Source organism: Rhodococcus sp. IEGM 1406 (genome assembly GCF_030056745.1).
Lineage (GTDB): Bacteria > Actinomycetota > Actinomycetes > Mycobacteriales > Mycobacteriaceae > Rhodococcus_F > Rhodococcus_F erythropolis.
Genome location: NZ_JASHKO010000002.1, coordinates 771,087 through 797,873, shown reverse-complemented (window position 1 = coordinate 797,873; position 26,787 = coordinate 771,087). Strand labels below are relative to the sequence as shown.

Here is a 26,787-nt window from a genome sequence, read left to right as displayed (position 1 = left end):
AGAACTGCAGCTGTGGCTGTCAAAATCAAGCTCACCCGCCTCGGCAAGATCCGCAACGCTCAGTACCGCGTTGTCATCGCCGACTCGCGCACCCGTCGTGACGGCCGTGCGATCGAGACCATCGGCAAGTACCACCCCAAGGAAGAGCCCTCGCTGATCGACATCGATTCCGAGCGCGCTCAGTACTGGCTGTCCGTGGGCGCACAGCCCACCGAGCCCGTCGAGGCACTCCTCAAGATCACCGGTGACTGGCAGAAGTTCAAGGGCCTGCCGGGCACCGAAGGCACCCTGCGCGTCAAGGAAGCCAAGCCCACCAAGCTCGAGCTCTTCCAGGCTGCACTCGCGCAGGCCGAGAACGAGCCGGTTGCAGAAGCAATCACCCCCAAGAAGAAGAAGGCTGCAAAGGCTGACGAGGCCAAGGCAGAAGACACCGCGGCTGACGCCGAGGCTCCCGCTGCAGACGCCGAGGCTGCTGACAAGTGAGTGCCGTCGTCGCTGATGCGGTAGAGCATCTCGTGCGTGGCATCGTCGCCAATCCCGACGATGTGCGTGTCGAGCTGATCACCGGACGTCGGGGACGGACCGTCGAGGTGCACGTGCACCCCGACGATCTCGGCAAGGTCATCGGTCGGGGTGGTCGCACGGCGACCGCTCTGCGGACCTTGGTCTCCGGCATCGGTGGCCGCGGTATCCGTGTTGATGTCGTCGACACCGATCAGTAGACGGCAGTAAACAGGTGGAACTCGTAGTCGGTCGTGTCGCGAAGTCGCATGGCATCAAAGGTGAATTGGTAGTCGAGGTTCGTACAGACGAGCCCGAAGATCGTTTTGCCGTAGGTTCTGTGCTGCGTGGGCGCAAGCCGCGCGAGTCCACACTGAAGTCGTACACAGTGGAAGCCGCCCGGGATCATTCCGGGCGGCTTCTGCTGCGCCTCGAAGGCGTCAGTGACCGTGGCGACGCAGATGCGTTGCGCGGCACACTGTTTGTCATCGACAGTTCCGAACTCGAGCCTTCGGATGATCCGGACGAGTTCTACGATCACGAACTCGAAGGACTGAAGGTCGTCCTCACGGACGGTACCGAGGTCGGTTCGGTCATCGAGGTATTGCATTCCGCCGCAGGCGAATTGCTTTCGATTCGCCGTACCGGTGAGACGTCCGGTGAATTGCTGATCCCGTTTGTCGCCGCCATCGTCACCTCGGTGTCGATTGCCGACGGCGTCGTGGTGATCGAGCCTCCCGAGGGACTGCTCGACCCGGACTTCGGCGACAAGTCGAACAGCGACAATTCGAACTCAGACAACGACTGATCGTTTGTCATGCGTCTCGACGTCGTCACCATCTTTCCCGAGTATCTCGAACCGCTTCGTGCTGCCTTGCTGGGCAAGGCAATCGAACGTGGCTTGATCTCGGTCGACGTCCACGATCTTCGGTCGTGGACCCATGACGTACACAAAGCGGTCGACGATTCCCCGTACGGCGGCGGACCCGGCATGGTCATGAAACCCACCGTCTGGGGTCCGGCGCTGGACGACGTGATCGGTCGCTCCGATTCTTCCGGCCCGGATGATGCCGAGACGATCCTGGTGGTGCCGACTCCCGCCGGCGTCCCGTTCACTCAGGCGACCGCACATCGCTGGGCCACCGCCAAGCACCTTGTCTTCGCCTGCGGCCGATACGAAGGTATCGACCAACGCGTCTTCGACGACGCCGCCAAGCGGGTTCGCGTCGAAGAAGTCAGTATCGGCGATTACGTTCTGATCGGCGGTGAAGCAGCCGTGCTGGTGATGGTCGAGGCTGTTGTGCGACTGATGCCCGGCGTTCTCGGCAATCAGCTGTCACACCAAGAGGATTCGTTCTCCGACGGGCTCCTCGAAGGGCCCAGTTACACTCGCCCCGCCGTGTGGCGTGATCTCGAGGTTCCGCCTGTTCTGCTTTCCGGAGATCACGCGAAGATCAAAGCCTGGCGCCATGAGCAGTCGCTGCAGCGCACGGCCGAGCGTCGACCGGATCTACTTCCTTAGGTATTTCTCTTCAACCAGGTGATGCTTGCGCCGTCGTCGAGCGATTCGGTTGCAGTCGGTGTGAACAGTGTCGGCGCGTAGTTACCTCTGATCAGCGGTATGCCCGCGCCGGCGACAACCGGATACCTTTTGACGATCAACTCGTCGATCTCCGGTAGTAGTTCGCCGGCGAGAGTTCCGCCGCCGCACAGCCAGATATCTTGTCCTTCTTCCTCTTTGAGGGATCTGACGACCGCACGTGGATCGGTGCGAACGATGGTGACGGGGGGATCCTCGGCGTCAGGGAGGGTGCTGGAGACGACGAACTGGCGCAGGTGCGCAAAAGGGCTGGTCACGCCGAGGCTCAGCCCGGGCTCGTAAGAGCCGCGGCCCATGACGACCGTGTCGAAGGTTCTGTTGGGTGCGTCCTCGATTCCGAGAGCGGGCCGCACATGCGTTGGCACGGTCTCGGGATATCGATCGCATATCCAGGCCGTGATCTGTTCGGAAACCGGGAAGAAATCGAATTCGCCGTCTGGTCCCGCGATGTAGCCGTCGAGGGAAGCTCCCACGTAGTACACAAGCTTTCGCATCAAACGCTCCGTTCGTAGTACTATGTTCGTAGTGGTTTAACTTAGGGTCGTGTCAGGAGTGATGTCAAGTGCGAAAGAACCCGGAACGACGGCTTGCCCTGATCGACGCGGCAATCGAGGTGTTGGCCCGAGAGGGTGCTCGAGGCTTGACTTTTCGAGCCGTCGACACCCAGGCGGCCGTGCCGAACGGGACAGCGTCGAACTACTTCTCCAATCGCGACGACCTACTCACGCAGGCCGGTGGCCGGATCTACGAGCGACTGATTCCGGACGACCTCGAGGGATTGATCGATCCCGTCAACGGCACCGATCGTGAGCGACTGGTGACGCTCATGCTCGACGTGGTCGAGCGGGTCACCTCGTTTGGAACGGGTTTCCTCGCGCTCATGGAGTTGCGGCTGGAGGCGATACGTCGTCCGGACCTGCGAGCGGTCCTGACCGTCCGCATCCGAGAAGACTTCGATCTGAACGTAGCCAATCATCTGGCGTCGGGCGTGCCGGGTGATGCGATGACCGTTCGCCTGCTCTATTTGTCGTTGAACTGGCTCGTACTGGATCGACTGACATTGCCGAACCTGTTCGGGGAGGAAGATATTCGTACGATCGTCGAGGCCGCGGTGGATCGAGCGCTACCCCGCGAATCGTAGAAGGGTCAGTGCCGCTCGGCAGGTTTGCGGCGGAACGAGAAGTATCGATGACCGAAGAAACTCACCCCGGCAACGATCAACATGACAACCGCCTGGGCGGGAAGCGGCGGGGCATGCAGAATCGACACCGCGATTGTTCCGAGTATCAGATTCAGCACGAGGCCACCGGAATTGACGACGATGAACGCGCCCAGGTCGCGTGCCACATGTCCGCGGACGCGGAAAACCAACGTCCGATGCAGAACGAAAGCGATGAGCACGCTGATGGAGTACGCACCGATCACAGCCACTTGATACAGATCCTTGTTGTCGAGGATCAGTGACCAGATCACGAAGAGCCCGTATCCGATCGCCGTATTGGCCACTCCGACAATGGCAAACGCGATGGGTTGATGCTTGACCACCCGCAGCAGCGGGCCGGGGTTCTCGGGTGATGCGATGTCTTCGGTCATGAAGACTCGGTTTTCACGATGTTGATCCGGTCCTTGCGTCGTGTCCGCAGATACATCCACTCGAGCACACCGAGGCCGAGGATTCCGGCGACCATCGAAGCGCCGCCGACCTTCCATCCCGGGGGTCGCCACGTGAGGACAAGTTCAGCGTCCTTCGTCCCGGCTGGGATGTCCACGGTGACAAAGGACTTCGCGACGACGTCGATCGGGACAGGCTGACCGTCGAGGCTAACTCGATACCCGGGCCAGCCGAGCCGTGCGAACACAACCTTGCCGCCGGTCTCCGAACTGACACGAAGGGTGCTCGACATGTTCGATTCCGCCGTCGAAACAGCTTCGACGCCACGGGTATCGGCGATGCGGCCGTTTCGTGTCGAGACGGGCCCGTCGACGCGTTCGAGTACGGAGATGTAGTTCTCGTGACCGGGGTAGTCCACCCATGTCCACCCGTCGGGGGCCGGGCTCTTACGTGCGTCGGGGTAGAGGGCGTTCTGCAGTACGACGCGGTCCACGTTCATCAGGTCGACGATGGTGCGGCCGGTGGTGGGTTCGACGGTGAATGCCCGTCGGAAGGCGTCGGGGCAGACGCTCATGTCCCAGCGCATGCAGAGCAGATCACCGAAGTAGAAGTGCCCGTTGGGGGTGTAGCCGCTGGTGTAGGTCAGTTCGAGGTCTTTGGGGTAGTTGCCGAAAGCCAGGGAACCGTACGCTCCGTCGAGGGTTTTGTCCCCGGGTGCGATGAGTGCACGGTCGCCCAGTTGCAGTGTCGTGCCTTCGAAGTCGGGGAAGGCCTCTTTCATCTCCGAGCGGGATTCGGGCAGGTCCCAGCTCATCGGGGTTGGTTGCGCGGCCCGAACCTGGGCGTAGGCGATGGGGGAGACCGCGGCGATTGCCAACAGGCATGCGAGCGCGGTGCCCTTGGTACGGCCCAGCCACACCATCGCAGCGCCGAGTGCGGCAACGACCAGGGCTGAGATCACATGCCATTTCGCGAGCCCGGGAGCTGCCGAGGCGGACCTGATCAAAAGCAGGCCCACGAGGATTCCCGCTGCAACGCAGCGTCCGCGCAACTTGTCGGTCGTGGCGTAACGCCCGAGCAGGATGCACACCAGAAGCAGGAGTCCGATGGCCACCATCGGAAGCACGCGCGCGGGCCACCGCAGTGGGCCGATCGTGCTCGGCCCGGCAGTCCACATGAGGACGGCGACCGTGAAGATCCCGACGGCGGTCAATTCGCGTGCCGCGGCGCGTGCCTTGCCCCAGTCGATGAACGCCAGAGCCGGAATGAGGAACCACGCGACGTAGACCATGGGCATGGTCTGGATGTATCCCCACCACGAGGAGAATGCGGGCATCGTGCTCGGCAGGCTCGCGTTCAGCGATTCCGACCAGGGAACGGCAAGGAATGCGTCGTTCTTGACTTCGGATGCACCGCGCCAGGTGACGTCAGCGGTGAGCAGGCTCGGCAGATACGTCGCGAGACCTGCGAGGGCGGCACAGGCAGACACCGCCAGAAGCCGCAGCGACGGCAGCCAACGCCGCTGATAGACAACTTCGCCGATCGCGACTGCGACGATCATCAAGCCGGATTCGACTGCGGGGAAAACATATTGGACCGACATCGCGAGATACAAGAACACGAAGGTCGGGATCGGACCGCTCTTGCCTCTGGCGTAGCGGATTGCCGAGGCCCACGCCTGAACCATCCAGGCGGTGCCGGTGAAGGCTGTCATCCAACTGGCCGAGTCGAAGAAGAGGAGGAAACCGGTGAACGGAATCGAGACTCCGGCGACCGCAGCCCACGTGGGCTGCGAGCCGTACTCCAGGCAGATCCGATAGACGCCCAGCGCAAGGATGATCGCGAAGATCAATTTCACGATCGTCGCGTACAGCGCCAGGTTGTCGAAGGACGGTGCGATCAGGTCGATCAGAAGTTGTGGCGGATTGAGAAGGCCCGCTTCCTCGATCGCGTAGTTGCCCGCCATCCAGTTCTCGGGGACGAGTACCGGCAGGTGTCCTTCTCGCAGGCTACGGCCGAGCATGACCCACAGCGGCGCGTACTGGGACTCGGTGTCGTCGGTGTAGAAGTGACGAGCGTTCGCGAGCACCACGGCCAGGTAGCCGGCGATGACACCGACCGCCGTGACGGCGCCCCACTTGTACACGTCTGCCCGGGCGAGAGTGCGAGTTTCCACCACGAGTTCCAGACCTTAACAGGGCAGGTGGGGCGCGCGGAGACGCGAGCGCATCACGCGCCGTCGGCATCCGAAGTCCGGACATCTCTGCGTGTTAAAGTTCGCGACGGTGTGGGCCCGATCGTGCCTGTCTCTCGGCGCCAGTCGAGCCCCCTGAAGGGAGTGGAAGCGAGTGCACTCGATTTCCGTCGTAGTGCCCGTTTATCAGGGCGAAAAGACGATCACGGCGCTCGTCGAGGAGTTGGACGGCCTGTGCGCACCGAGTTCGACGCCCGGTGGAGCGCAGTTCACCGTCGACGAGATCGTGCTGGTTCACGACAACGGTCCGGACCGTTCCGACGTCGTGTTACTCGAATTGGAGCGCCGTTTCGATCAGGTGCGTGTCGTGTGGCTCAGTCGCAACTACGGCCAGGACGCGGCGACTATCGCCGGTATGGCCGTTGCACGTGGCCAGTGGATCGTGACGATGGACGAAGACGGCCAGCACGACCCGGTGCACATCGGGGCTTTCCTCGACACCGCGCTGACGGAGCGATCCGATCTCGTGTATTCCAAACCCACGAACACCCGCCCGCATGGATTCTTGCGGAACCTGACCTCGCGCGGTGCAAAGATCGTCTTGGCGACGGTATTCGCGTTCCCTGATTCGACGAGATTCGAAAGTTACCGCCTGATCCGAGGTGACATCGGCCGACAGTTGGCCGGCGTCGCCGCCAACGGCGTGTATCTGGACGTCGCGCTGACGTGGGTCGTCGGCAATACCGCCACTGCGCCGGTGACACTTCGAGCGGAAGGCCGCGAGGAATCGGGGTACAACTATCGCCGTTTGTTCTCGTTGTTCTGGAAGATGGTGTTGTGTAGCGGAACCCGCGGTCTGCGGCTGGTGAGTCTGCTCGGGGTCACCCTGGCGTCGGCCGGTGTGATCATGGCTGCGGTGATCTTCGTCCAAGCCATGACCGGTGACAACAACGACCCGGAAGGATGGGCGTCGATCATCATGGCGCTGCTGGTCTGTTCGGGTGCGATCCTGTTCTCGCTCGGTCTCATCGCCGAATACCTTGGCGTGGCACTGCACGTCCTTGTCGGAAAGCCGCTGTATCTGACAGTCGATTCCCCGCGGCCCGGAACCTCGATCGATCGGCGTAGTCGTGAGCACTGATCGCATCATCTTCTCCCGCCCCTATCGGGCATCGAATGAATTGTCGAATCTGGCAACGGTTCTGGAGTCCGATCACATTCACGGTGACGGACGTTTCACCAAGTCCGCGACTGCAGCGCTCAAGGCGATCACCGGATCCACGCATGCTCTGCTGACCACCTCGTGCACGCACGCACTCGAATTGGGTGCGCTGCTGCTCGAATTGGGCCCGGGCGACGAGGTAATAGTTCCGAGCTTCGCGTTCAGTTCGGCGGCGACCGCCGTCGCGTTGCGCGGTGCCACTGTTGTTTTCGTCGACATCGATCCGAGTACCGGCAATATCGATCCCGACTGCGTCGCAGCGGCGATCACGGAACGCACGAAAGCTGTACTGGTCATGCATTACGGCGGAGTCGCCGCCGACATGGAACCTCTCGTCGACCTCGCGGAACTCCACGGCGTCGCGTTGATCGAAGACAACGCTCACGGGCTCGGCGGAAAGTGGCGCGGGCGGGCGCTCGGCACCATCGGAACTATCGGTACGCAGAGTTTTCACGACACCAAGAACGTTCACTGCGGCGAGGGTGGCGCGCTGTTGCTCTCGGACGATCAGTTGATGACCCGCGCCGAAATCATCCGTGAGAAGGGGACCGACCGTGCGCGTTTCCTGCGCGGCCAGGTCGACAAGTATTCGTGGCAGGACATCGGGTCGAGTTATCTGCCCAGTGAACTCAATGCCGCTGTCCTCGACGCACAACTCTCGGAGTTCGACGCGATTCAGGCGGCCAGGCATCGCGTCTGGGATGCCTACAGCGTGAGTCTGGGCGAGTGGGCGTCCGAGAACGGTGTCGTTCCCATGGCGGTTCCCGATGATCGCGAGCACACCGCGCACCTGTTCTATCTCAAGATGCCTACCGAAGAGAGCCGCGACGGTTTGATTCGGCATCTTGCCGCCGACGGAATCGTGGCGCCGTTCCACTACATTCCGCTCGATACGAGTGCGGCCGGTGTGCGCTACGGACGAACACCGGAGCCGTGTGTGCGTAGCGCCGAGTTCTCCGCGTCGATCCTTCGACTGCCGCTGTGGCCCATGCTCACGTCCGAACAACAGGAACGGGTCATCGGTTCGGTCCTCGAGTACAAGCAGGCTTGAGGACGAACACGACCGCGTGGATCGAATCAGGGCCCGGAAGCTTCGGGCATCACCGAATCCGCGGTCGTGGATGCCGCCGCCCAGTCGTCGATGCTTCCGCTCGGGAAGAGAATCTGTGTGACGCCGGTGACCGTGTCACGTGCGTGCAGTGCGCTTTCGTCGTCGACGGCGTCGGTGAACGAGGTGTCGGGATAGAAGCTGTCCTCGTCCGTGTACTGGACGTCTTCTCGCGAACCGATTGCGATGATGTATCGGTTGTCGTCACCGACGATGCCGGTGGACAGATGGATCCACTTGTCCTCGACACAGCACATCCAGCCTTGCTTGACTCCGATGACCGGCTCGCCGAACAAGGCCTCGGGCAATCCGAACCTCTGGTCGTAGCCGTCGGTTCCTTCGGGAGTGGATTGCCGCAGGTACTCGACGAATTGCTCGACCCGCTCAGGTCCGAGCTGGTCGGAGTCGTCGAGGACGCCGTTGTAGAAAGTGACCAGGTCGTGCGTCGTGGTCTCGGTGTTCCACCACATTCCGTCCCACGGCGGCGTCGTCGCGGTCAGTGCGTAACGCTCGGCAACCCGGGTGATCACCTCCTGACCGCCGACCTCGTCCCACAGAAGGTTGGCTGCGGTGTCGTCGGAGGATTCGAGCATCGCCGCCATGAGGGTGCGATCGTCGTCCGTGATGGGCCGCTCGCCGCGAGCGTCCTGATGGAGTAGATCCTCGGCGATGAAAAGTTTTGCCACCGAGGCAGTTTCGATTTGCTGGTCGCCGGCAACATCGAGGTACTTGTCCGAGGACCGATCGAGGACGGCGATGGAGACGTCCGCACCACGCCCGAGCGCCGCCACCTGAGCTTGCGCCAGTCGGCCGTCGAGAGTCTCCGCGACCGGAACATTGGTGTCGGGGAAGGCGGGGGTCTGCATCGAATCATCCGGGTTCTGTCCACCGCTGCACGAAGCCGCAAAAGTAACTGCGGCCGCCATTGCGGCAATCCGGACGTACCGCGTACTCATCTGTTTCCCCCGGTAGCCCTGACACGGCACTGTTGCCGATCTTCTTGTCTCAGGATAGCGGTAGGGTCGGATCTCGTGATTCTCAAGACCGTGAACCAGCGCATTGCCGAGGAACTCGACGTCCGCGAAGGCCAGGTTGCAGCAGCAGTCGACCTTCTCGACGGCGGAGCCACGGTGCCCTTCATCGCCCGGTACCGCAAGGAAGTCACCGGCACGCTCGACGACGCCCAGTTGCGACTCCTGGACGAGCGGCTGCGGTATCTCCGCGAGCTCGACGACCGTCGTGACGCCGTGCTCACGGAGATCGACTCTCAGGGCAAACTCGACGATCAACTGCGCGGTCAGATCATGCTGGCCGAGACAAAAGCGCGGCTGGAGGACATCTACCTCCCCTTCAAGCCGAAGCGGCGCACCAAGGCGCAGATCGCCCGCGAGGCCGGCCACGAGCCCGTCGCGGACGCTCTCATCGGAGATCCCACCACCGATCCCGCGCAGTATTCGGACGAGCAACTCGACGGTGCCCGGTCGATCCTCGTGGAGCGCTTCGCCGAGGACGCCGATCTGGTCGGTGAATTGCGCGAGCTGATGTGGAGTCGCGGCCAGGTCGTCTCATCGGTCCGCAAGGGCAAGGAAACCGATGGCTCGAAGTTTGCTGACTACTTCGAGTTCTCGGAACCGTTCTCCAAATTGCCCTCGCACCGCATCCTCGCCGTCCTGCGCGGAGAGAAGGAAGAAGTGCTGTCGCTCAACATGGCGGCCGACACCGAAGAACTCGCGCCGGGGGAGCGCACAGTCTACGAAGGCCGCATCGCGTCGCGGTTCGAGATCGCCGACCGTGGTCGGGCCGCCGACGGGTGGCTTCTCGACACCGTCAAGTGGGCGTGGAAGACGAAGTTCGCCGTCACTCTCGGTATCGACACTCGAATGCGTCTGCGGCAGTCGGCCGAAAAGGACGCCGTCGACGTCTTCGCCACCAACCTCAAGGATCTACTCCTCGCGGCTCCCGCCGGCGCTCGACCCACCATGGGACTCGACCCCGGATTTCGCACCGGAACTAAGGTTGCCGTCGTCGACGGAACCGGCAAAGTTGTTGCATACGAGACGATTTACCCGCACCAGCCGCAGAACAAGTGGGACGCGGCGCTTGCGACGCTTGCCGGGCTGGTCGCCAAGCACGGCGTCGAACTGATCGCCATCGGCAACGGCACGGCCTCACGCGAGACCGACACGCTCGCTACCGAACTGATCAAGAAAACCGGCGCGCCCAACCTGACCAAGATCGTCGTCTCCGAGGCAGGCGCGTCGGTGTACTCGGCTTCGGCCTACGCGTCGCAGGAACTTCCCGACCTCGACGTCTCGATTCGCGGTGCGGTGTCCATTGCGCGTCGCCTGCAGGATCCGTTGGCGGAGTTGGTCAAGATCGATCCCAAGTCCATCGGTGTCGGTCAGTACCAGCACGACATCACTGAATCGCTGCTCTCACGTTCCCTCGACGCCGTCGTCGAGGATGCCGTCAACTCGGTCGGCGTCGACGTCAACACCGCGTCCGTGCCGCTGCTCGCTCGGGTGTCCGGAATCGCAGGTTCCCTAGCGGAGAGCATCGTCGCCCATCGGGACCAGAACGGTCCGTTCAAGTCCCGCAAGGGACTCAAGGACGTTTCCCGACTGGGACCCAAGGCTTTCGAACAGTGCGCAGGCTTCTTGCGGATCACCGACGGCGACGACCCGCTCGACGCGTCGAGCGTCCACCCGGAGGCATATCCGGTGGTTCGCAAGATCGTTGCCAGTGCCGGCGGGGACGTGCGCACCGTGATCGGAAACTCGCAGGCACTTCGATCGGTCAAGGCGTCCGACTACGTCGACGAGCGATTCGGTCTACCGACCGTCACCGACATCATCTCCGAGTTGGAGAAGCCGGGACGAGATCCACGACCCGAATTCAAGACCGCGACCTTTGCCGCAGGTATCGAGAAAGTCGCGCATCTCAAGCCAGGTATGACTCTCGAAGGTGTGGTCACCAACGTCGCAGCCTTCGGTGCCTTCGTCGACATCGGAGTTCATCAGGACGGTCTGGTTCACGTCTCGGCTATGTCACACAACTTCGTCAAGGACCCACGCGAGGTCGTCAAGTCAGGTGACGTCGTCAAGGTGAAGGTCCTCGAAGTGGACGAGGCACGCCAACGCATCGGGCTGACGCTTCGTCTCGACGACGAGGTGGGCGCACCCCGCAAGTCCGAAGGCCCACGAGGTGGGCAACCTCAGCGTCAGGGCCAGCCACAGGGTCAGCGTCAGGGGCAGCGTCAGGGGCAGGGGCAGGGTCAGCAACGAGGTAATGGCGGACGCCAGGGTGGACGCGAGTCGCGTCCGGACAACCGCGCGCCTGCTGCCGGGTCGATGGCTGAGGCTCTGCGCAAGGCGGGCTTCGGCAAGTAATTCCGTCCGCCGGGTTTTCGGAGTCCGTATCGTCTCATTCGAGTCGGTTGGCGGTATCAATCGAAAGAATGATCGGATCTGAAATTCGGTGAAGGGAGGACAGTGATGCGGGAGTGGCTCGAGCGCGAGATCATCGCCCATGGCCGATTGCCATTGCTGTTCTTCCTGCTCGGATTCCTCTCTGCCTTCCTCTTCATCCGTCTCAGCGTCCGGATGATCCGTGCGCAGGTGAAATGGTGGCCGGGCAACATCGCGCCCGGAGGTCAGCACGTGCATCACGTCGTGTTCGGTGTGATCGCCATGATGATCTCCGGTGGTGCGCTGATCGCGGTCTACGTCGATGGTTCGCAGACCACCGGTGCCGTCCTGGCGGCGATCTTCGGTATGGGTGCGGCGTTGGTGCTCGACGAGTTCGCACTGATCTTCTATCTGAAGGATGTGTACTGGTCCGAGCAAGGTCGGACCTCGGTGGATGCGGTTTTCGTCGCAATCGCGGTGACCGGTCTGGTGCTGTTGGGTTTCCGCCCGCTCGAACTTCTCGACGTCGCCGGGTTCCGTGAAGAACGGGATCCGTGGATCAAGTTGGTGTTCGTTTTTGTCGCGTTGATCAACTTCGCCTTGGCAGCCATCGTGATTCTCAAGGGGAAGATCTGGACGGGGCTCGTCGGCCTGTTCGTTTTCCCGTTGCTGGTAATCGGTGCGGTTCGCCTGAGCCGGCCGGGTGCGCCGTGGGCGCGTTGGCGGTACACGCGTAAGCCGAAACGGATGAACCGCGCGCTCGAGCGTGAGCGGAAGTGGCGGCGACCGGTCATCAGGGCCAAGATCTACGTCCAGGATCTGATTGCCGGATCACCGAGCGTCGAGCATGCGATGACCGCGGCCGAGCAGGAATTGGACCACACCATCCACGCGGCCCCGCCGCCACCGATTTCCCCGCTGGTGTCCGCGTCTGGCACAATGGACGGGTTGCCTGGACCAGGCAGCAGCACTTGATCTGGGCACGAACCAGACGAGCGCCGTTTCGAGAGACCGAAACGCGTGCCGCTCGGTTCCTCTGCTCCTGCGAAATACAAGGATGACATATGAACACCCTGGACTTCCTGGACAAAAAGTCGCTCCGCGACGACATCCCCGAGTTCCGTCCCGGCGACACGCTCAACGTGAACGTCAAGGTTATCGAAGGCTCCAAGGAGCGCGTGCAGGTCTTCAAGGGCGTCGTTATTCGTCGCCAGGGCGGCGGCGTTCGCGAGACCTTCACCGTCCGTAAGGTCTCCTTCGGCGTCGGCGTCGAGCGCACCTTCCCGGTTCACAGCCCCACGCTGGCCTCCATCGAGGTTCTGACCCGCGGTGACGTCCGTCGCGCCAAGCTGTACTACCTCCGTGAGCTTCGTGGCAAGAAGGCGAAGATCAAGGAAAAGCGCTGATCTTTCCGATGAGCCCGGCACCGCGTACGCGCGGTGTCGGGCTAATCTGGTTTCTGTGGCAGATTCTTCGAAGGAGCAGGCATTGTCGTCCGGACCCGAGAATCACGAGGGATCAAGCGGTTCCGCGGAACCGACCTCACATCGGCCGCAGAAGAAACAGCGATCGTTCCTGCGAGAACTCCCTGTTCTGATCGGCGTAGCGCTGGTACTCAGCATCGTCCTTCAGGCATTTGTCTTCAGAGTTTTTCTCATCCCATCCGAGTCGATGGAACCGACACTGCACGGCTGTGCAGGATGTACCGGTGACCGCATCGTGGTGGAGAAGATCGGATACCGCTTCGGCGATCCGGAACCCGGCGACGTCGTCGTCTTCAAGGGACCCGATTCGTGGAACACGAAATATGTGTCCAATCGGTCCGACAACGTTGTAGTTCGAGGCATTCAAGAGGTCGGTTCGTGGGTCGGCCTCGTTCCGCCGGACGAGAACGACTTGGTCAAGCGAGTGATCGCTACCGGCGGCCAGACCGTCGAATGCTGCGACGATCAGGGCCGAGTCCTGGTCGACGGCAAGCCGCTCGACGAGCCGTACATCAAGATGGATTTCCCGTTCACTCCGGGAACGCAAACGTGTGACACCGAATTGAAGTCGGGCCGCTGCTTCGGACCGATCACCGTTCCCGAGGGCCACGTGTGGGTCATGGGTGACAACCGCAGCAATTCCGCCGACTCGCGCTACCACGTCGACGACGAGTTCCAGGGAACCGTCCCGATCGACAACATCATCGGTCAAGCTCGATTCATCGTTCTTCCCCCGTCGCGAATGGGCGGCATCGATGCGCCTGATATTCAGGGCAATTGAGTTGTCGTACCGCACACATGGATTCGCGTAGTTTCGAGTAGGCAGAGACAGTGAGTAGTTGGCCCCCTCGCGTTGTCATTCGCAGATCGGCAGGTCTGCGGACGATGGAGTCTGCGTTGGCGCGAACCGGACTCGGTCCGGTCGCCGGCGTCGACGAAGCCGGGCGCGGAGCGTGCGCTGGTCCACTCGTCATTGCCGCGTGTGTCCTGGCGCCGAAACCGCAAGCGGCACTGGCACGGCTCGACGATTCGAAGAAGCTGACCGAACGTGCGCGCGAGGAGCTTTTCCCGGCGATCAAGCGCTTGGCGTTGGCGTGGAGTGTCGTTTCGGTACCCGCTGCGGAAGTCGATCAGATCGGTATCCACGTCGCCAACATCGAGGGGATGCGTCGCGCAGTCGCGGGCCTCGATCTCGAACCGGGCTACGTCCTCACCGACGGGTTCCGGGTTCCGGGTCTGACGGCTCCGTCGCTACCAGTTATCGGCGGTGACGGCGCCGCTGCATGCATCGCCGCGGCGAGCGTTCTCGCGAAGGTGACCCGAGATCGTGTGATGACCGAGATGGACGACACTCATCCCGGATACGGCTTCGCGATTCACAAGGGATACAGCACGCCACTGCACATGGACGCTCTCGACGAGCTGGGGCCGTGCCCCGAGCATCGCATGACGTACGCAAACGTGGTGGCTGCGGGAGTCCGGTTGGAACAACGCGCGGGCCGTACGGGATGATGGACGTTCAGACGAACTGGGAGGACTGGCTAAACCGATGAGTGCCGAGGATCTCGAGAAGTACGAAACCGAGATGGAGCTGTCGCTCTACCGTGAATACCGGGACATCGTCGGACAGTTCTCCTACGTCGTGGAGACCGAACGACGTTTCTACCTGGCCAACACGGTCGAGTTGCTGCCCCACAATTCAGACGGGGAGATCTACTTCGAGCTGCGGATGTCCGACGCCTGGGTGTGGGACATGTACCGCCCGGCGCGATTCGTGAAGTACGTACGCGTCGTGACGTTCAAGGACGTCAACATCGAAGAGCTGGACAAGCCGGATCTGCGCCTTCCTGACTGATCTTGACAACGAAGTGCCCCGCCGATATCGGCGGGGCACTTCGCACTTCGCATTTCGCGGAGTTGCGCGGGGTCAGTTGCCCTTGACATTCACGATCTGACGCAGCGTGTGTCGAATCTCGACCAAGTCCTTCGCGTCGTCCATCACGACGTCGATGTCCTTGTACGCACCCGGGATCTCGTCGAGGAACGCCGCGGAACGCTTGTATTCGATGCCGACCATCGCCTTGTCGAGATCTTCGATGGTGAAGGTCTTGCGTGCCTGGTTACGTCCGTACACCCGACCCGCGCCGTGGGGGCTGGACTTGAACGACGGCACGTTTCCCTTCCCGACTACGACGTAACTCGCCGTCCCCATCGAACCGGGGATGAGCCCGGGCGTGCCCTCGTCTGCCTTGATCGCACCCTTACGGCTCAGCCACACACCCCGGCCCATATGGAACTCCTTCTGGGTGAAGTTGTGGTGGCAGTTGATCCGCTCGACTTCGTCGATGATCGCGGGCTTGCCGTCACCCATGAAGTGCGCGAAGTCCTTCACCACGCGGTCCATCATCTCTTCGCGGTTGAGCAGAGCGAAGTGCTGAGCCCAGTTGAGATCGGTGATGTACGAGTCGAATTCGGGCGTCTTCTCGACCAGGTAGGCCAGATCCGGATCGGGAAGGTTGATGTACCACCGCTCGCACAAGTCCTTGGCGATCTTGATGTGATGCTGTGCGAGCTTGTTTCCGATACCGCGACTGCCCGAGTGCAGGAACAGCCAGACGCCGTCGCTCTCGTCGAGCGTCACCTCGATGAAGTGGTTGCCAGAACCCAGCGTTCCGAGCTGAAACCTCCAGTTGTTCTTGAACTTGTCGTAGAAGGCCAGGCGATCGCCCGCCATTGCCTCGAGTTCTGCGATGCGGATTTGCGCCGTGTCGCTCAGCGTCTTGTTGTAGACACCCGCCGAGAGCGGAACGGAGCGTTCGATGCTGTGGCGAAGAACGCTCAGGTCGCGGCCTTGAAGGTCGCGTGCACTGAACTGGGTTTTGACCGCGATCATTCCGCAGCCGATATCGACTCCGACGGCGGCGGGCATGATTGCGCCTTCCGTCGGAATGACCGAACCCACCGTCGCTCCCGCACCGAGGTGCGCATCCGGCATAAGTGCCAGATGTGGACGGACAAAAGGCATCTGGGACGTACGCAGCGCTTGCTCGCGAGTGCTCTCGTCGAGTATCGATGCCCAGTTCCACAGCCTCTTGGTGATCTTCTCCATCAGATTTCTCCCACATAGTTCACAGCCGAACCGATCGGTCCGGTGTGTCGTGCAGGAATGACCATGCGCTCCGTCAGTGGTTGTGTGCAACCTCTTTTCAGGTGCGCAGACCGTCTGCGAGTTCGTAGATTCGTCCGACGTACTTCTCCTGGAAGGCTTTTCGAGCAGCATCTGCTTGTTGCCGTGCGCCCATCCTGGCGTAGAGGTACTCGAGTTGAACCAAGCTCTCGCCGATGTCGACGCGTCGCTGGTCGAGAACCGTCAACTCGTCGACCAGCCGAGCTAGATCGAGTCGTGCAAGATCTAGCGCTGTCTCCGGTACCTCGTCCATGGTGATCCTCGATGTCCGTGAGTGCTTCCTGGGTTTGAGGCTAGCATCATTCGAACATATTTTCGATACCTGGAATTGTTGGTTACTTCGACAATGTGGCGGACAGTTGGTCTATGGCGTACGGAATGCTCAGGACGGTATTGCCGGACATCGCCGCGCCGACGGGTGGATCTGCGGTGTATCGCACGACTATCGCATTTCCGTTTTTCACAGCGGGTAGCCGCTGGTAGAGAGTGTTGCCGGGGAGGGCCTTCTCTCCCTCCGGATCGGCCATCACGATCAAACGATCAACGGGTTCGAGGATGTCGTATCGCTCGTTCGGCAGCCAGTCGCCGAACTGGTCGCCGACGAATGCGTCGACCGTCGGGGGGAGGGTGAATCCGAGTGACGAGAGGAAGATGCCGCGTGGGTCGTGCGACGAGAACACGTATCCCTCGGGAGTGTCGAGGTTGACGATCGTTGCGGTTTGCCCGGAAAACTCCGGGTGTGCAGCGCGAGCGGTGGCAAACGCGTTTTCGGTATCCGCGATCAGTTGCTGAGCTTGTGGTTCTTTGCCGAGGGCGCGCCCGGCGGTGAGTGTCATGTCGGTCCACGGCGTTGTGTATGCGTCGTAGTCCTTGCTCTGCGCGACAGTCGGCGCAATCGAGGTCAGCTTCTTGTAGGTCTCCGCGTCGATGTCGGCGTACAGCGCTAGGATCAGATCTGGTGCGAGGGAGGCGATTTGCTCGAAGTTGAAGTCTCCGCCGCTGTTGATGTAGGTCGGAGTTTTCCCCTTCCAGTAGTCCTTCGTCCACGGCCAGCTTTCATCCATGCCGGACCCCCACCATTCGGCCATGCCGACGGGTTCGACTCCCAAGGCGAGCAGTGGTTCGTGATCGGTGTATCCGAGTGTCACTACCCGCCGCGGTTCGGCATCGATGGTCGTCGAACCCTGTGCGTGCTCGATCGTCACGGGGAATGCGTCGTTGCTCTGGGTCGCTGATGCGGTGTCGACGCCTTGCGAGGTTCCACAGGCGGTCGAGAACCCGATGATCGCGGCCGTCGTGAATAAGGCGGCGAGGATTCGGGTGCTACGTGAGGGCACGTGCATGCTCCTTCGAAGTGGTGGGCGAAGTGATCTGAGTTCCGCGTGAAGTGCTGAACTGGTCGCGTCAGCAATAAAGTGAGGCTAACCTTTGCAGGATCGTCGGTCCATCCTTCGGAATGGACTCGGATACGCCCAGAAAGACGCAAAATGTCCACTATTGGTTACTCGACTCGTCCAAAGTCCTTGCTAGCGCTACCCGATAGTCGCGGACGGACATTCAAAGATTTTCAGGTCTACACCAACGTCGTCGACGGAGTGACTGCGTACGGAGCTCATCGACACCCCGAGCATCAGATCGCCTGGATGAGTGAAGGGACGATGCAGATCGCTGCCGGAGGCAATGTGTGGCACCTGCACAGCGAGCACTTGGTCTGGTTGCCGGGCACCGTTCTCCACGACATGACACTTCTGACGGAGGGGTGCATGATTGCGGCCTATGCGCGTCCGGATCTACGCCCTACCGGGCTGCGGTGGACTCAGCCACTTGTTCTCGAAGTCGATGCTCTGTCCGCTCAATTGCTGCGCCATCTCGCAGATCGGACCATCGACGATGCTCGGCGGTTGATGAGTCAGGAGTTGCTCTACGACATTCTTGCTGCCGCGCCCGAACGGCACGACGTCCTCGCGGTTCCTCGCAATGCTGCGGCGAGTTCGGTTTCTGCCCGCATCCTTGCCGATCCGGCAGACTCACGGACGCTGGGGGAGTGGGCGGGCGAACTCGGGGTCAGTTCCAAGACCTTGATGCGTGCCTTTGTCGCCGATACCGGGATTACCTTCGGGCAGTGGAGAACTCGAGCACGCATGTACGCATCACTCGAGATGCTCGCGCGGGGTGAGGGTGTCAATGACGTTGCCCCGCAGGTTGGTTACCGCACCAGCAGTGGGTTCATCGCCGCATTTCGGGAAACCTTCGGTACGACGCCGGCCCGGTACGGCGGAAAGCTGATGCGGTGATTTGCTGATGATTTCTTGAACTCGGTTGACGGCAAAGCTTTGTTCGGCAACGTAGAAATGGGCCGAGCTACCAGCATCTGCTGGTAGCTCGGCCGATTTACTAATCTGAACTGAGTCAGCTCATGTTGCCGAGCACATTGCCCAAGACACCGCTGATGACATTGGTCATCGACCCCTGCGGGTCGGTCAGTGAGCCGAATACCTGGCCTGATCCGGAGTTGAGTGAGCCGAAGCCCATGTCCTCGAGGCTTCCGGCGCCTGCCTCGACGGGGTTCGGCTGCCGGATGGTGACGCAGACGCCCATCGGATTGATGTTCCAGTCGCCCGCCGCCAGCACAATGTTGGTGCCGGCGCCGCTGTCGAGCTGCGTGCCTACAACTGCGTTATCGGGAACTTTGTAGGTGGTTTCCAAAGCGATGACGCCGCCGCCCGCAGTGGTCCATCCGCCGCCCTTTGCCACCACGGAGTTGTTGCCGACAACGACGGTCTTGGTGACGTCGTCCCACTTCTGGTCGCCGATAAGCCATTTGACGTTCAGGCGAGCCTTGACCAGCTGGAATCCTGCCGGGTGGAAATCGCGGATCTGATTGACGAGGGCTCCGGAACCGGAAACCTTGGTGATGTAGGTGACCGTCTGACCCGCGGCGACCTTGCCATCGCCGACAACCTCCTTGCTGACGGTGTACGGCGTCCCGAGGGAACCGGCCCAACTGTCGGTGACCGACTGGTTGAGCGCGCATGCCGGTGCTGCTTGCGCCACCGAGGCTCCAAGTCCAACAGTGACGCCGGCGGCGATGAGAACGAGGGATGTAGTGGTTGCTACTGCGTGGCGAAGTGAGCGGCGGGCCATGTAGAACTCCATTCAGCGGGGTGCGTGACGGTTTGAGCAAAACTGTAACTAGTTCTACTGGACTTTCGTCCAAATTGTGGGGATTTCAGAAAAATGTCACGGTTCGGGCCGCCGTTGGTGTGTCGCGCTGCCGAATTCCACAGGTTCTGAGTTGTCAACAGGTTGTTTTCGGGTGGCTTGGTTTTGTGGTGGTGGGTCGAGGGTGGTGGTTGGGACGCGTTTCGTATCGGCGGGCGCGCGGTCGTGTGAGTGGTGGGGGCTGCGATGGCGAGGAATATGGCGTTGGGGGCTCGGGGCGAGGATGTGGCTGTCGAGTTCCTGGTTGATGCGGGTTTGGAGATTATCGAGCGCAATTGGCGTTGTCGATACGGCGAGTTGGATGTTGTTGCGACGTCCGGTGATCGGATTGTGTTCGTGGAGGTGAAGACTCGGTCGGGTGTCGGGTACGGGAGTCCGGCGGAGGCGGTGACGTTCGCGAAGCAGCGTCGGATTCGGGTGCTGGCGATGCAGTGGCTCACTGATTCGGGTCGGTCGTGGTCGAGGGTGCGTTTCGATGTGGTGGCGGTGTTGATCGGCCGCGACGGCGTGCCTTCGGTCGAGCATTTTGTGGATGCGTTCTGATGGCGTTGGGGCGGGCGCATTCTGTTGCGGTCAGTGGCGTGGACGGGCAGATCGTGGAGATCGAGGCGGATATCGGGCGCGGGTTGCCTGCGGTGCATTTGGTGGGGCTGCCGGATACTGCGTTGCACGAGTCGCGTGATCGGATTCGGGCCGCGGTGACCAATTCTGGTGAGGAGTGGCCGGACAGCAAGGTGATTTTGGCGTTGTCGCCGGCGACGTTGCCGAAGGTGGGCAGCGTTTACGATTTGGCTCTGTCGTTGTCGGTTCTCGACGCGGCGAAGAAATTACCGCGGAAGTTGTTGCGGGAGACTGTCTTTTTGGGGGAGTTGGCACTCGACGGTCGTTTGCGGACGGTGCGTGGTGTGTTGCCTGCGGTGCTTGCGGCGAAGCGGGCGGGGTGGGGGACTGTGGTGGTTCCAGCTCGGGCGTTGGCTGAGGCGGGCCTGGTGAAGGGGATCGAAGTGCTGGGCGCTGACGATCTGTCCGCGGTGATCGGGTGGTTGCGTGGTGAGTTGGCGCTGGCTGTTCCTGATGTTTTCGAGCGCGCTGATGTGGTGACGGTGCGGGATCTGAGTGAGGTTGTCGGGCAGACGGATGCTCGGTGGGCGATCGAGGTTGCTGCGGCGGGTGCGCATCATTTGATGTTGACGGGTCCGCCGGGGATCGGGAAAACGATGTTGGCGCAGAGGCTTCCGGGGATTCTTCCGCCGTTGACGGAGGGGGAGTCGTTGGAGGTGACGGCGATTCATTCGGTGGCGGGGGTGTTGCCGGAGGATCGGCCGTTGATCGATATGCCGCCTTTCATTGCGCCGCATCACAGTTCGTCGGTCAGTTCGCTGGTGGGTGGTGGTAGTGGGATGGCTCGTCCTGGTGCGGTCAGCCGGGCTCATCGCGGCGTGCTGTTTCTCGACGAATGTGCCGAGATCGGGGTGAAGGTGCTCGAAGCGCTACGCACGCCACTCGAAGACGGGGAAGTACGAATCGCCCGGCGGGACGGAGTTGCGCGGTACCCGGCGCGGTTCCAGCTGATCCTGGCCGCCAATCCCTGCCCATGCGCGCCGCCGCGAGACGCGGATTGTGTCTGTGCACCCGCGGCGCGTCGCCGTTACCTGGGGAAATTGTCCGGCCCGCTCTTGGACCGAGTCGACATCAGGGTTCGGATGCAGGCCGTTGCAACCGGAGCGCTGATCGACGAAGTAGGGGAAAGTACCGGCGATGTCCGTGCGCGCGTGGCGGCGGCTCGAGACACTGCAGCCCAGCGGTGGAGTGAGTACGGGTGGCGGACCAATGCGGAAGTACCAGGGCCGGCGTTGAGACAGAAGTTCAGACTCTCGCGTGCGGCGCTGGCGCCGGTGGAACGGGCGCTGCGTAAAGGTGTGATCACTGCTCGTGGGGCGGACCGAGCGTTGCGGGTTGCCTGGAGTGTCGCCGATCTGGCAGGTGAGGCGATGCCCGGACCAGACCAAGTTGTCACCGCACTCGACTTCCGAGACAGGGGATTCCAATGACTGCACACGATCCGCGACTACTCGCTTGGGCATATCTGTCCCGCGTCGTGCAGGGCCCAAGCGCGTATATGTCCATGTTGATCGACGAGCTCGGGGTCGAAGAAACTGCGAGGGCGGTCCGCAACGGCGATCTGCCACCCGCGATCGAGGAGAAGACACGAGCCCGCGCTCACATCGACACAGCCCAACGAGACCTCGACCTGATGGAGGCGATGGGTGGCAGGCTCGTAACACCGAACTGCGCCGATTGGCCGGCGTGGCGAATGCTTTCCTTCGACGGACTCGATGCCTCCGGGGGTGAGACGGCGCCATTTGTGTTGTGGGTGTTGGGGTCCGGGGATTTGGTTGATCTGACCGAGAGATCGGTTGGGATTGTCGGCACGCGAGCATCTACTGCGTACGGCGAACACGTGACGGCAGAGATTGCCGGTGACCTCGCTGTCGACGGATGGACCGTGATTTCCGGGGCGGCCTTCGGTATCGACGGGGCCGCGCACCGCGCTGCATTGGGCGTAGGTGGAAACACACTGGCTGTCTTGGCCTGTGGGGTCGATCGAGCGTATCCGTCAGGGCATGCGCGACTACTCAAACAGATAGCGAGTTCGGGTGCAGTGATAAGTGAATATCCACCGGGCACAACACCTGCAAAGTTCCGGTTTCTGGCAAGGAATCGACTGGTAGCTGCGTTGTCGGACGGAGTAGTGGTGGTCGAGGCGGGTTGGCGCAGTGGTGCACGCAATACCGCCAATTGGGCCCGGAAATTGGGCCGCCCGGTAATGGCGGTGCCCGGGCCGGTTACTTCGGCATCGTCGACCGGATGTCACCGGATGATCCGCGAAGGTGAAGCGCAACTCGTTTCCAATGCCGTGGATGTAGTCGAAGCGTCAGGTCCATTTGGTGTCGGGGATTCCGCGGAGGATGCAGCCGCTACACGTGACATCGACGCATTGCGGGGCAATTCTCGATTGGTATACGAAGCATTGCCGGGAACAGGTTCACGTAGTACGCGTGAGCTGTCCGAGGAATCGGGATTGCTCATAACGCAGGTTCGTGCAACTCTTCCTCTGCTCGAACTCGAGGGGTTTGCGAGTTCTGATTCGAGTGGATGGTTTCGGACGCGGTAGCGCGTGAACTTGATTGTGCTCGTCCGGTGGGCGGGTGGCGATGCCCACTAACCGTTTCGGCGAGAACGAAACTCGAATACCCTCGCGATGCTGGTAATTGCACGTCAGGACTGCTTTTCGTGAACTCGATCGGCCTGTGTGCAGCGTTATTCTCGACCCAGCTTTGCAGACCTGGCCGTGAATTTAACGGGCCTCAGGAAAGTCTCAGGTCAATGTGCTTTGAAGTCTGATTAGTCTGGATCCCCTGAGTGCGGGTATTGATTGGTGCGTCGTTAACCCGCTGCTAATTCGGACCATTGAGTCTGTTCGGAAATGGCACAGGTTTCCGGACTTCTTTTGTTCATCAACGCTCTATCTGTGTATTGTGAAGGAGAATTGAATCGATCATTGAAAGAGGAGTGCAATGGCTGAGAAGCTGATTCGGCAACTCATCGACGACCTTGACGGCAAGCCGATTGACGATGGATTCGGTGATCGAATTGAGTTCTCTTACCAGGGAACGGATTACGTGATCGATCTGCGCGCCACCAATGCAGAGAAGTTCGACGCTGCGGTGAAGCCGTTCGTCGAGGCGGCGGCGAAGGTGAGCGGGAAGCGTGGCAAGAAGGCGCAGGCTGCATCTCCGCAGGCCACGTCGGGTTCTGGCCGCTCCAAGGAGACGCTCCAGGCCATTCGTGATTGGGCGGGTAAGAACGGTTACGAAGTTGCTCCGCGCGGGCGTATCAAAGCGGAAATCATCGACGCTTTCGACGCTGCACACTAGGTTGAATTAATATCTCCTCTGGCCCCTGGCGAACCTCGCCGGGGGCCAGAGGCGTATTTTACTATTGCTTTGCTGAATTTCTCCGATAGCGATGTGCTGCCTGATCATGCACGAGTCCTGATTCGGAAATTTGGCTGCCACCGACGAATTTACCCGGCAGAGTGGTCGGTTTATTTCGTTGAGCACCGTGGTCTGTCGCGCGCGGGTCGGATGTACCGGGGGAGGCATTTTGTCCATGCGCTGCAATTGTCGTGTACCTTAGTTAGGTAACACTAACTTTTGGAAGGATCTTTCTGTGGCCAAGCCGACAACTGCATTGACGGTTCTGCGGACCGAACAATTGACTCCCCATATGGTGCGAGTGTTTCTCGGGGGACCGGGCTTCGAGTCCTTCACTCCCAGCGAATACAGCGATTCCTATGTAAAGATCGAATTCGGTACTCCTGATCAGCCCATACTGCGCACCTACACGATTCGTTCGTACGATCTTGATGCCAAAGAGATTGCAATCGATTTTGTCGTCCACGGCGACATGGGAGTTGCAGGTCCGTGGGCCGCGTCCGTTCAGCCGGGCGCTGAGATTACCCTGCGTGGACCGGGTGGCGCGTTTTCGCCGTCACCATCCGCTGACTGGTATCTCTTCGTCGGAGACGAGACCGCAATACCTGCTATTACTGCTTCGATAGCGAGATTGACGCCGGATGCGGTCGGCTACGCCGTCGTCGAAGTCGGGGGGCCGGAAGACGAAATCGCGCTCGATGCCCCAGAAGGTATTGCCGTGACCTGGCTGCATCGCGGAGCATCGTCCGATGCGGTCGGCGAAGAATTAGCTGGCGACAACGCTCCGGTTGTCGCCGCGGTCAAGGCACTCGAATGGTTACCGGGCGAACCGCACGTGTTCATTCACGGTGAAGCACAAGCCGTCATGCACAACCTACGGCCGTACATTCGCAAGGAACGAAATGTCCCGGCGGCGGCTGCTTCTATTTCCGGCTATTGGCGTCGTGGTCGCACCGAAGAAGGCTTCCGGGTCTGGAAGTCCGAACTCGCCGCGGCCGAAAACTAACTCGCGGCGGCCTTGCCGCGAGTCAGCAACACGAGCGCAACGGCCGCAAGAACTCCGAAGGTGGGAATTGCGATTGCCATCGGCACGGCAGTGTCTTCTCCCGCAATTCCCACCAACGGCGAAACCAGCGCTGCCAAGCCGAACTGGCCCGCTCCCATCAGGGCTGAACCAGTTCCGGCCGCGTTGGTGACCTCTCCTTGGGCGAGAGCGGTTGCATTGCCCATGATGAACCCGATGCTCGAAATCGCCACGAACAGCGGGACCAAGATCAGCCATGTATTCGTGGAACTGAAAACCACGCTGGTACAGAACAATACGGCGCCGCCAATGAGGAGCAGGCACACCCCGAAACGCAGCAGCGTGCGAGCTGCGACGCGACCGAGCAGGCGAGTGGTGATCATCGCTGCCGTGACCATTCCGGTGGCGTTCACTGCGAACACGATCGAGAATTGTGACGGACTCAGCCCGAGAACATTCTGAACGACGAACGGTGACGCGGAGATGTAGGCGAACAGGGCGCCGAATCCGAAGACGAATGCGAGCGCATATCCGAGGTAGTGCCGGTTTCGGACCACGTACTGCAGATTCGAGATCAGGGCCTTCAAACCACCGCCATGGCGTCGCTCGGGTGGAAGTGTCTCGGGAACGAGCAAAACGACACCAGCCACCATCACGGCGCCCGCGACAGCCAGGACCCAGAAGATCCCGCGCCATCCGACGGGGCCGAGAAGTGCGCCGCCGATCAGTGGCGCGACCACGGGAGCGATACCGCCGATGATCATCATGATGCTGAAGAGCTTCGCTGCGTCGTCGCCACGCGCTCGGTCGGCAATACAAGCACGGGCGAGAACGATGGCAGCGCCTCCACTCAAGCCCTGGACGAGTCGTGCACCGATGAGAAACTCGATGTTCGGCGCCACCGCGCATGCCGCGCCGCTCAGTGCCGTGATGATTGTCGCGGCCAGCAGTATTCGTCGCCTGCCAAGTCCGTCGGAGATCGGACCGATGATCAGCTGGCCGATTCCGAGGCCTGCCATGAAGGTGGTCAGCGTGAGTTGAACGCTGGCCGCAGTAGTGTCGAGTGCATCCGCCATCAAAGGTAGGCCGGGCAGGTACATGTCGATGGACAGTGGAGCGATTGCGGAAATCAGTGCCAGTACACACAACATCTTCAGAGGAATTGCTCGATTCACCGATCAACCCTATCGGCGAGGCAGCTTGCGGTTTCAATCGCGGCGAGCGAGCGTGTGTTCATGACTGACGCATTGCCGGCGAGCTTGAGCGTTCACCTCGACGCGTATGCCGAGCACCTCCGACTGAGCCGAGGCCGGTCGGAACACACGATCCGCGCCTACGTCGGTGACGCGCGGGCATTGCTGACCCATTTCTCCGCGGGTTCGGAGAATGCAGATCTCGACCGCCTCGACCTAAGTGTCATGCGTTCGTGGTTGGCCGCCCAGAATGCCGTAGGAACGGCACGTACGACGGTAGCTCGACGGGCTTCTTCGGCGCGTGGTTTCACTGCGTGGCTCGCGCAGACCGGACGTATTTCCGTCGACCCGGGCACACGTCTGGCGGCTCCACCTGCTCGTCGCACGCTGCCGACGGTGCTGCGTCAGAGCCAGGCCCTCGACGCAATGGATGCAGCGGAAAGCGGTGCGCAGCAACAAGAGCCGCTCGCCCTGCGAGACCGACTCATCGTGGAATTGTTGTACTCCACCGGAATTCGCGTCGGCGAGTTGTGTGGACTGGACGTCGAGTCGGTCGATGCTGATCGACGTTTGCTTCGTGTCCTCGGCAAGGGGAACAAGGAGCGATCGGTGCCATACGGCCTGCCCGCAGAATCGGCACTGAACGGGTGGCTCGAGCACGGACGACCCGCGCTGAGTTCGGATAGGTCCGGGCGAGCATTGCTCCTCGGAGTTCGAGGCGGCCGGCTCGATCAGCGTCAGGCGCGTTCGGTGGTCCACGAAACCATGGCTGCAATTCCAGGGGCTCCGGACATGGGTCCGCACGGGCTTCGGCACTCGGCTGCGACACATTTGCTGGAGGGTGGTGCAGACCTTCGTGTGGTCCAAGAACTCCTCGGGCATGCGAGTTTGGCGACCACTCAGCTGTACACGCACGTGTCGGTCGAACGCCTTCGATCCGTCCACGATCAGGCCCATCCACGCGCCTAGATTGTGAAGCGACGCGAGTTCTCGGCCGGTATTTGGTAGCGTCGCAGCTCAGAAGAGTGAACAATC

Annotated in this window: 29 protein-coding genes; 20 read left to right on the top strand and 9 right to left on the bottom strand. The window is 61.4% G+C overall.

Annotated elements, in window-relative coordinates:
- Positions 1-12: 12 nt before the first annotated feature.
- Genes rpsP through trmD form a run of 4 tightly spaced genes read left to right on the top strand, consistent with a single transcriptional unit; the run spans position 13 to position 2,023 of the window.
- On the top strand, positions 13-483 hold the full coding sequence (gene rpsP, locus QM596_RS13085) for a 30S ribosomal protein S16 (RefSeq protein WP_003942818.1): 471 nt from the start codon (positions 13-15) through the stop codon (positions 481-483).
- Complete coding sequence (locus QM596_RS13080) at positions 480-722, top strand: RNA-binding protein (protein ID WP_003939023.1); 243 nt, start codon at positions 480-482, stop codon at positions 720-722. Before rpsP ends, QM596_RS13080 begins: the two co-directional genes overlap by 4 nt.
- 14 nt (positions 723-736) lie before the next feature.
- The gene (rimM, locus tag QM596_RS13075) at positions 737-1,309 is read left to right on the top strand and encodes a ribosome maturation factor RimM (protein ID WP_021343908.1); all 573 of its coding nucleotides are present in this window, start codon (positions 737-739) and stop codon (positions 1,307-1,309) included.
- 9 nt (positions 1,310-1,318) lie between these two features.
- Positions 1,319-2,023, top strand: a complete 705-nt coding sequence (gene trmD / locus QM596_RS13070) for a tRNA (guanosine(37)-N1)-methyltransferase TrmD (RefSeq protein WP_019747962.1) — start codon at positions 1,319-1,321, stop codon at positions 2,021-2,023.
- Here trmD and QM596_RS13065 read toward each other — a convergent pair.
- The gene (locus QM596_RS13065; protein ID WP_029255125.1) at positions 2,020-2,595 is read right to left on the bottom strand and encodes a dihydrofolate reductase family protein; all 576 of its coding nucleotides are present in this window, start codon (positions 2,593-2,595) and stop codon (positions 2,020-2,022) included. The genes trmD and QM596_RS13065 overlap by 4 nt on opposite strands.
- A 68-nt stretch (positions 2,596-2,663) precedes the next feature.
- On the opposite strand from QM596_RS13065, the gene QM596_RS13060 reads away from it, so the two are divergent.
- Entirely contained in the window at positions 2,664-3,242 is a 579-nt protein-coding gene (locus QM596_RS13060; RefSeq protein WP_020969331.1) for a TetR/AcrR family transcriptional regulator, read from the top strand.
- A 5-nt stretch (positions 3,243-3,247) separates the two neighbouring features.
- Here the strand turns inward: QM596_RS13060 and QM596_RS13055 are convergent, their stop codons facing one another.
- Both QM596_RS13055 and QM596_RS13050 read right to left on the bottom strand, forming a co-directional pair.
- Positions 3,248-3,694 (bottom strand): GtrA family protein, encoded by a 447-nt coding sequence (locus QM596_RS13055; RefSeq protein WP_020969332.1) that lies wholly within the window; start codon positions 3,692-3,694, stop codon positions 3,248-3,250.
- On the bottom strand, positions 3,691-5,889 hold the full coding sequence (locus QM596_RS13050; protein ID WP_283309182.1) for a hypothetical protein: 2,199 nt from the start codon (positions 5,887-5,889) through the stop codon (positions 3,691-3,693). Before QM596_RS13050 ends, QM596_RS13055 begins: the two co-directional genes overlap by 4 nt.
- 172 nt (positions 5,890-6,061) lie before the next feature.
- Here QM596_RS13050 and QM596_RS13045 point away from each other — a divergent pair, with 172 nt between their 5' ends.
- Both QM596_RS13045 and rffA read left to right on the top strand, forming a co-directional pair.
- A complete protein-coding gene (locus QM596_RS13045; RefSeq protein ID WP_019747967.1) occupies positions 6,062-7,048 on the top strand; it encodes a glycosyltransferase in 987 nt (328 codons plus the stop codon).
- The gene (gene rffA, locus QM596_RS13040; protein ID WP_060938670.1) at positions 7,038-8,180 is read left to right on the top strand and encodes a dTDP-4-amino-4,6-dideoxygalactose transaminase; all 1,143 of its coding nucleotides are present in this window, start codon (positions 7,038-7,040) and stop codon (positions 8,178-8,180) included. Before QM596_RS13045 ends, rffA begins: the two co-directional genes overlap by 11 nt.
- Before the next feature lie 26 nt (positions 8,181-8,206).
- Here the strand turns inward: rffA and QM596_RS13035 are convergent, their stop codons facing one another.
- Positions 8,207-9,193: a serine hydrolase gene (locus QM596_RS13035; protein ID WP_042951510.1), complete on the bottom strand. Its 987-nt coding sequence runs from the start codon at positions 9,191-9,193 to the stop codon at positions 8,207-8,209.
- Positions 9,194-9,268: 75 nt separating this feature from the next.
- On the opposite strand from QM596_RS13035, the gene QM596_RS13030 reads away from it, so the two are divergent.
- From QM596_RS13030 to QM596_RS13005, 6 genes are all read left to right on the top strand, one after another.
- Positions 9,269-11,626: a Tex family protein gene (locus QM596_RS13030; protein WP_283309181.1), complete on the top strand. Its 2,358-nt coding sequence runs from the start codon at positions 9,269-9,271 to the stop codon at positions 11,624-11,626.
- 105 nt (positions 11,627-11,731) lie between these two features.
- Complete coding sequence (locus QM596_RS13025; protein ID WP_003942742.1) at positions 11,732-12,619, top strand: hypothetical protein; 888 nt, start codon at positions 11,732-11,734, stop codon at positions 12,617-12,619.
- Positions 12,620-12,708: 89 nt separating this feature from the next.
- Positions 12,709-13,050 (top strand): 50S ribosomal protein L19, encoded by a 342-nt coding sequence (gene rplS / locus QM596_RS13020; RefSeq protein ID WP_003942791.1) that lies wholly within the window; start codon positions 12,709-12,711, stop codon positions 13,048-13,050.
- 55 nt (positions 13,051-13,105) lie between these two features.
- Positions 13,106-13,909, top strand: coding sequence for a signal peptidase I (gene lepB / locus QM596_RS13015; RefSeq protein ID WP_003942787.1), 804 nt, complete (start codon positions 13,106-13,108; stop codon positions 13,907-13,909).
- A 50-nt stretch (positions 13,910-13,959) separates the two neighbouring features.
- Positions 13,960-14,640: a ribonuclease HII gene (locus QM596_RS13010; RefSeq protein WP_019747972.1), complete on the top strand. Its 681-nt coding sequence runs from the start codon at positions 13,960-13,962 to the stop codon at positions 14,638-14,640.
- 37 nt (positions 14,641-14,677) lie between these two features.
- The gene (locus QM596_RS13005) at positions 14,678-14,983 is read left to right on the top strand and encodes a DUF2469 domain-containing protein (protein ID WP_003942715.1); all 306 of its coding nucleotides are present in this window, start codon (positions 14,678-14,680) and stop codon (positions 14,981-14,983) included.
- 72 nt (positions 14,984-15,055) lie between these two features.
- On the opposite strand, the gene QM596_RS13000 is transcribed toward QM596_RS13005, so the two are convergent.
- The 3 genes from QM596_RS13000 to QM596_RS12990 form a co-directional block, all read right to left on the bottom strand.
- Positions 15,056-16,237 carry an RtcB family protein gene (locus tag QM596_RS13000; RefSeq protein ID WP_283309180.1) on the bottom strand — a complete coding sequence of 394 codons (1,182 nt, stop codon included), beginning with the start codon at positions 16,235-16,237 and terminating at the stop codon, positions 15,056-15,058.
- Positions 16,238-16,334: 97 nt separating this feature from the next.
- A complete protein-coding gene (locus QM596_RS12995; RefSeq protein WP_019747974.1) occupies positions 16,335-16,568 on the bottom strand; it encodes a hypothetical protein in 234 nt (77 codons plus the stop codon).
- 82 nt (positions 16,569-16,650) lie between these two features.
- The gene (locus QM596_RS12990) at positions 16,651-17,658 is read right to left on the bottom strand and encodes an iron-siderophore ABC transporter substrate-binding protein (RefSeq protein WP_283309179.1); all 1,008 of its coding nucleotides are present in this window, start codon (positions 17,656-17,658) and stop codon (positions 16,651-16,653) included.
- A 144-nt stretch (positions 17,659-17,802) separates the two neighbouring features.
- Here QM596_RS12990 and QM596_RS12985 point away from each other — a divergent pair, with 144 nt between their 5' ends.
- Positions 17,803-18,609, top strand: a complete 807-nt coding sequence (locus QM596_RS12985; protein ID WP_153212456.1) for a helix-turn-helix transcriptional regulator — start codon at positions 17,803-17,805, stop codon at positions 18,607-18,609.
- Between the two features lie 115 nt (positions 18,610-18,724).
- Here the strand turns inward: QM596_RS12985 and QM596_RS12980 are convergent, their stop codons facing one another.
- Positions 18,725-19,459 carry a hypothetical protein gene (locus QM596_RS12980; RefSeq protein WP_003942731.1) on the bottom strand — a complete coding sequence of 245 codons (735 nt, stop codon included), beginning with the start codon at positions 19,457-19,459 and terminating at the stop codon, positions 18,725-18,727.
- 264 nt (positions 19,460-19,723) lie between these two features.
- Here QM596_RS12980 and QM596_RS12975 point away from each other — a divergent pair, with 264 nt between their 5' ends.
- From QM596_RS12975 to QM596_RS12955, 5 genes are all read left to right on the top strand, one after another.
- Positions 19,724-20,080 carry a YraN family protein gene (locus QM596_RS12975; RefSeq protein ID WP_024487344.1) on the top strand — a complete coding sequence of 119 codons (357 nt, stop codon included), beginning with the start codon at positions 19,724-19,726 and terminating at the stop codon, positions 20,078-20,080.
- On the top strand, positions 20,080-21,588 hold the full coding sequence (locus tag QM596_RS12970; RefSeq protein ID WP_021333044.1) for a YifB family Mg chelatase-like AAA ATPase: 1,509 nt from the start codon (positions 20,080-20,082) through the stop codon (positions 21,586-21,588). Before QM596_RS12975 ends, QM596_RS12970 begins: the two co-directional genes overlap by 1 nt.
- Positions 21,585-22,712, top strand: a complete 1,128-nt coding sequence (gene dprA, locus QM596_RS12965; RefSeq protein WP_020907367.1) for a DNA-processing protein DprA — start codon at positions 21,585-21,587, stop codon at positions 22,710-22,712. The genes QM596_RS12970 and dprA overlap by 4 nt, the downstream gene beginning before the upstream one ends.
- A 403-nt stretch (positions 22,713-23,115) precedes the next feature.
- Positions 23,116-23,475 carry a histone-like nucleoid-structuring protein Lsr2 gene (locus QM596_RS12960; RefSeq protein WP_003942721.1) on the top strand — a complete coding sequence of 120 codons (360 nt, stop codon included), beginning with the start codon at positions 23,116-23,118 and terminating at the stop codon, positions 23,473-23,475.
- A 295-nt stretch (positions 23,476-23,770) separates the two neighbouring features.
- Positions 23,771-24,541, top strand: coding sequence for a siderophore-interacting protein (locus tag QM596_RS12955; RefSeq protein WP_046378397.1), 771 nt, complete (start codon positions 23,771-23,773; stop codon positions 24,539-24,541).
- On the opposite strand, the gene QM596_RS12950 is transcribed toward QM596_RS12955, so the two are convergent.
- Positions 24,538-25,710, bottom strand: a complete 1,173-nt coding sequence (locus QM596_RS12950) for a multidrug effflux MFS transporter (RefSeq protein WP_283309322.1) — start codon at positions 25,708-25,710, stop codon at positions 24,538-24,540. The genes QM596_RS12955 and QM596_RS12950 overlap by 4 nt on opposite strands.
- A gap of 84 nt (positions 25,711-25,794) precedes the next feature.
- On the opposite strand from QM596_RS12950, the gene QM596_RS12945 reads away from it, so the two are divergent.
- Positions 25,795-26,721 carry a tyrosine recombinase XerC gene (locus QM596_RS12945; RefSeq protein WP_031331262.1) on the top strand — a complete coding sequence of 309 codons (927 nt, stop codon included), beginning with the start codon at positions 25,795-25,797 and terminating at the stop codon, positions 26,719-26,721.
- The last annotated feature ends 66 nt before the right edge of the window (positions 26,722-26,787 follow it).

Coding starts and splice junctions, on each gene's coding strand:
- trmD (WP_019747962.1), top strand. CDS start 1,319: ATGCGTCTCGACGTCGTCACCATCTTTCCCGAGTATCTCGAACCGCTT.
- QM596_RS13065 (WP_029255125.1), bottom strand. CDS start 2,595: ATGCGAAAGCTTGTGTACTACGTGGGAGCTTCCCTCGACGGCTACATC.
- QM596_RS13055 (WP_020969332.1), bottom strand. CDS start 3,694: ATGACCGAAGACATCGCATCACCCGAGAACCCCGGCCCGCTGCTGCGG.
- QM596_RS13035 (WP_042951510.1), bottom strand. CDS start 9,193: ATGAGTACGCGGTACGTCCGGATTGCCGCAATGGCGGCCGCAGTTACT.
- QM596_RS13025 (WP_003942742.1), top strand. CDS start 11,732: ATGCGGGAGTGGCTCGAGCGCGAGATCATCGCCCATGGCCGATTGCCA.
- rplS (WP_003942791.1), top strand. CDS start 12,709: ATGAACACCCTGGACTTCCTGGACAAAAAGTCGCTCCGCGACGACATC.
- QM596_RS13005 (WP_003942715.1), top strand. CDS start 14,678: ATGAGTGCCGAGGATCTCGAGAAGTACGAAACCGAGATGGAGCTGTCG.
- QM596_RS13000 (WP_283309180.1), bottom strand. CDS start 16,237: ATGGAGAAGATCACCAAGAGGCTGTGGAACTGGGCATCGATACTCGAC.
- QM596_RS12995 (WP_019747974.1), bottom strand. CDS start 16,568: ATGGACGAGGTACCGGAGACAGCGCTAGATCTTGCACGACTCGATCTA.
- QM596_RS12990 (WP_283309179.1), bottom strand. CDS start 17,658: ATGCACGTGCCCTCACGTAGCACCCGAATCCTCGCCGCCTTATTCACG.
- QM596_RS12985 (WP_153212456.1), top strand. CDS start 17,803: ATGTCCACTATTGGTTACTCGACTCGTCCAAAGTCCTTGCTAGCGCTA.
- QM596_RS12980 (WP_003942731.1), bottom strand. CDS start 19,459: ATGGCCCGCCGCTCACTTCGCCACGCAGTAGCAACCACTACATCCCTC.
- QM596_RS12975 (WP_024487344.1), top strand. CDS start 19,724: ATGGCGAGGAATATGGCGTTGGGGGCTCGGGGCGAGGATGTGGCTGTC.
- QM596_RS12970 (WP_021333044.1), top strand. CDS start 20,080: ATGGCGTTGGGGCGGGCGCATTCTGTTGCGGTCAGTGGCGTGGACGGG.
- dprA (WP_020907367.1), top strand. CDS start 21,585: ATGACTGCACACGATCCGCGACTACTCGCTTGGGCATATCTGTCCCGC.
- QM596_RS12960 (WP_003942721.1), top strand. CDS start 23,116: ATGGCTGAGAAGCTGATTCGGCAACTCATCGACGACCTTGACGGCAAG.
- QM596_RS12950 (WP_283309322.1), bottom strand. CDS start 25,710: ATGTTGTGTGTACTGGCACTGATTTCCGCAATCGCTCCACTGTCCATC.
- QM596_RS12945 (WP_031331262.1), top strand. CDS start 25,795: ATGACTGACGCATTGCCGGCGAGCTTGAGCGTTCACCTCGACGCGTAT.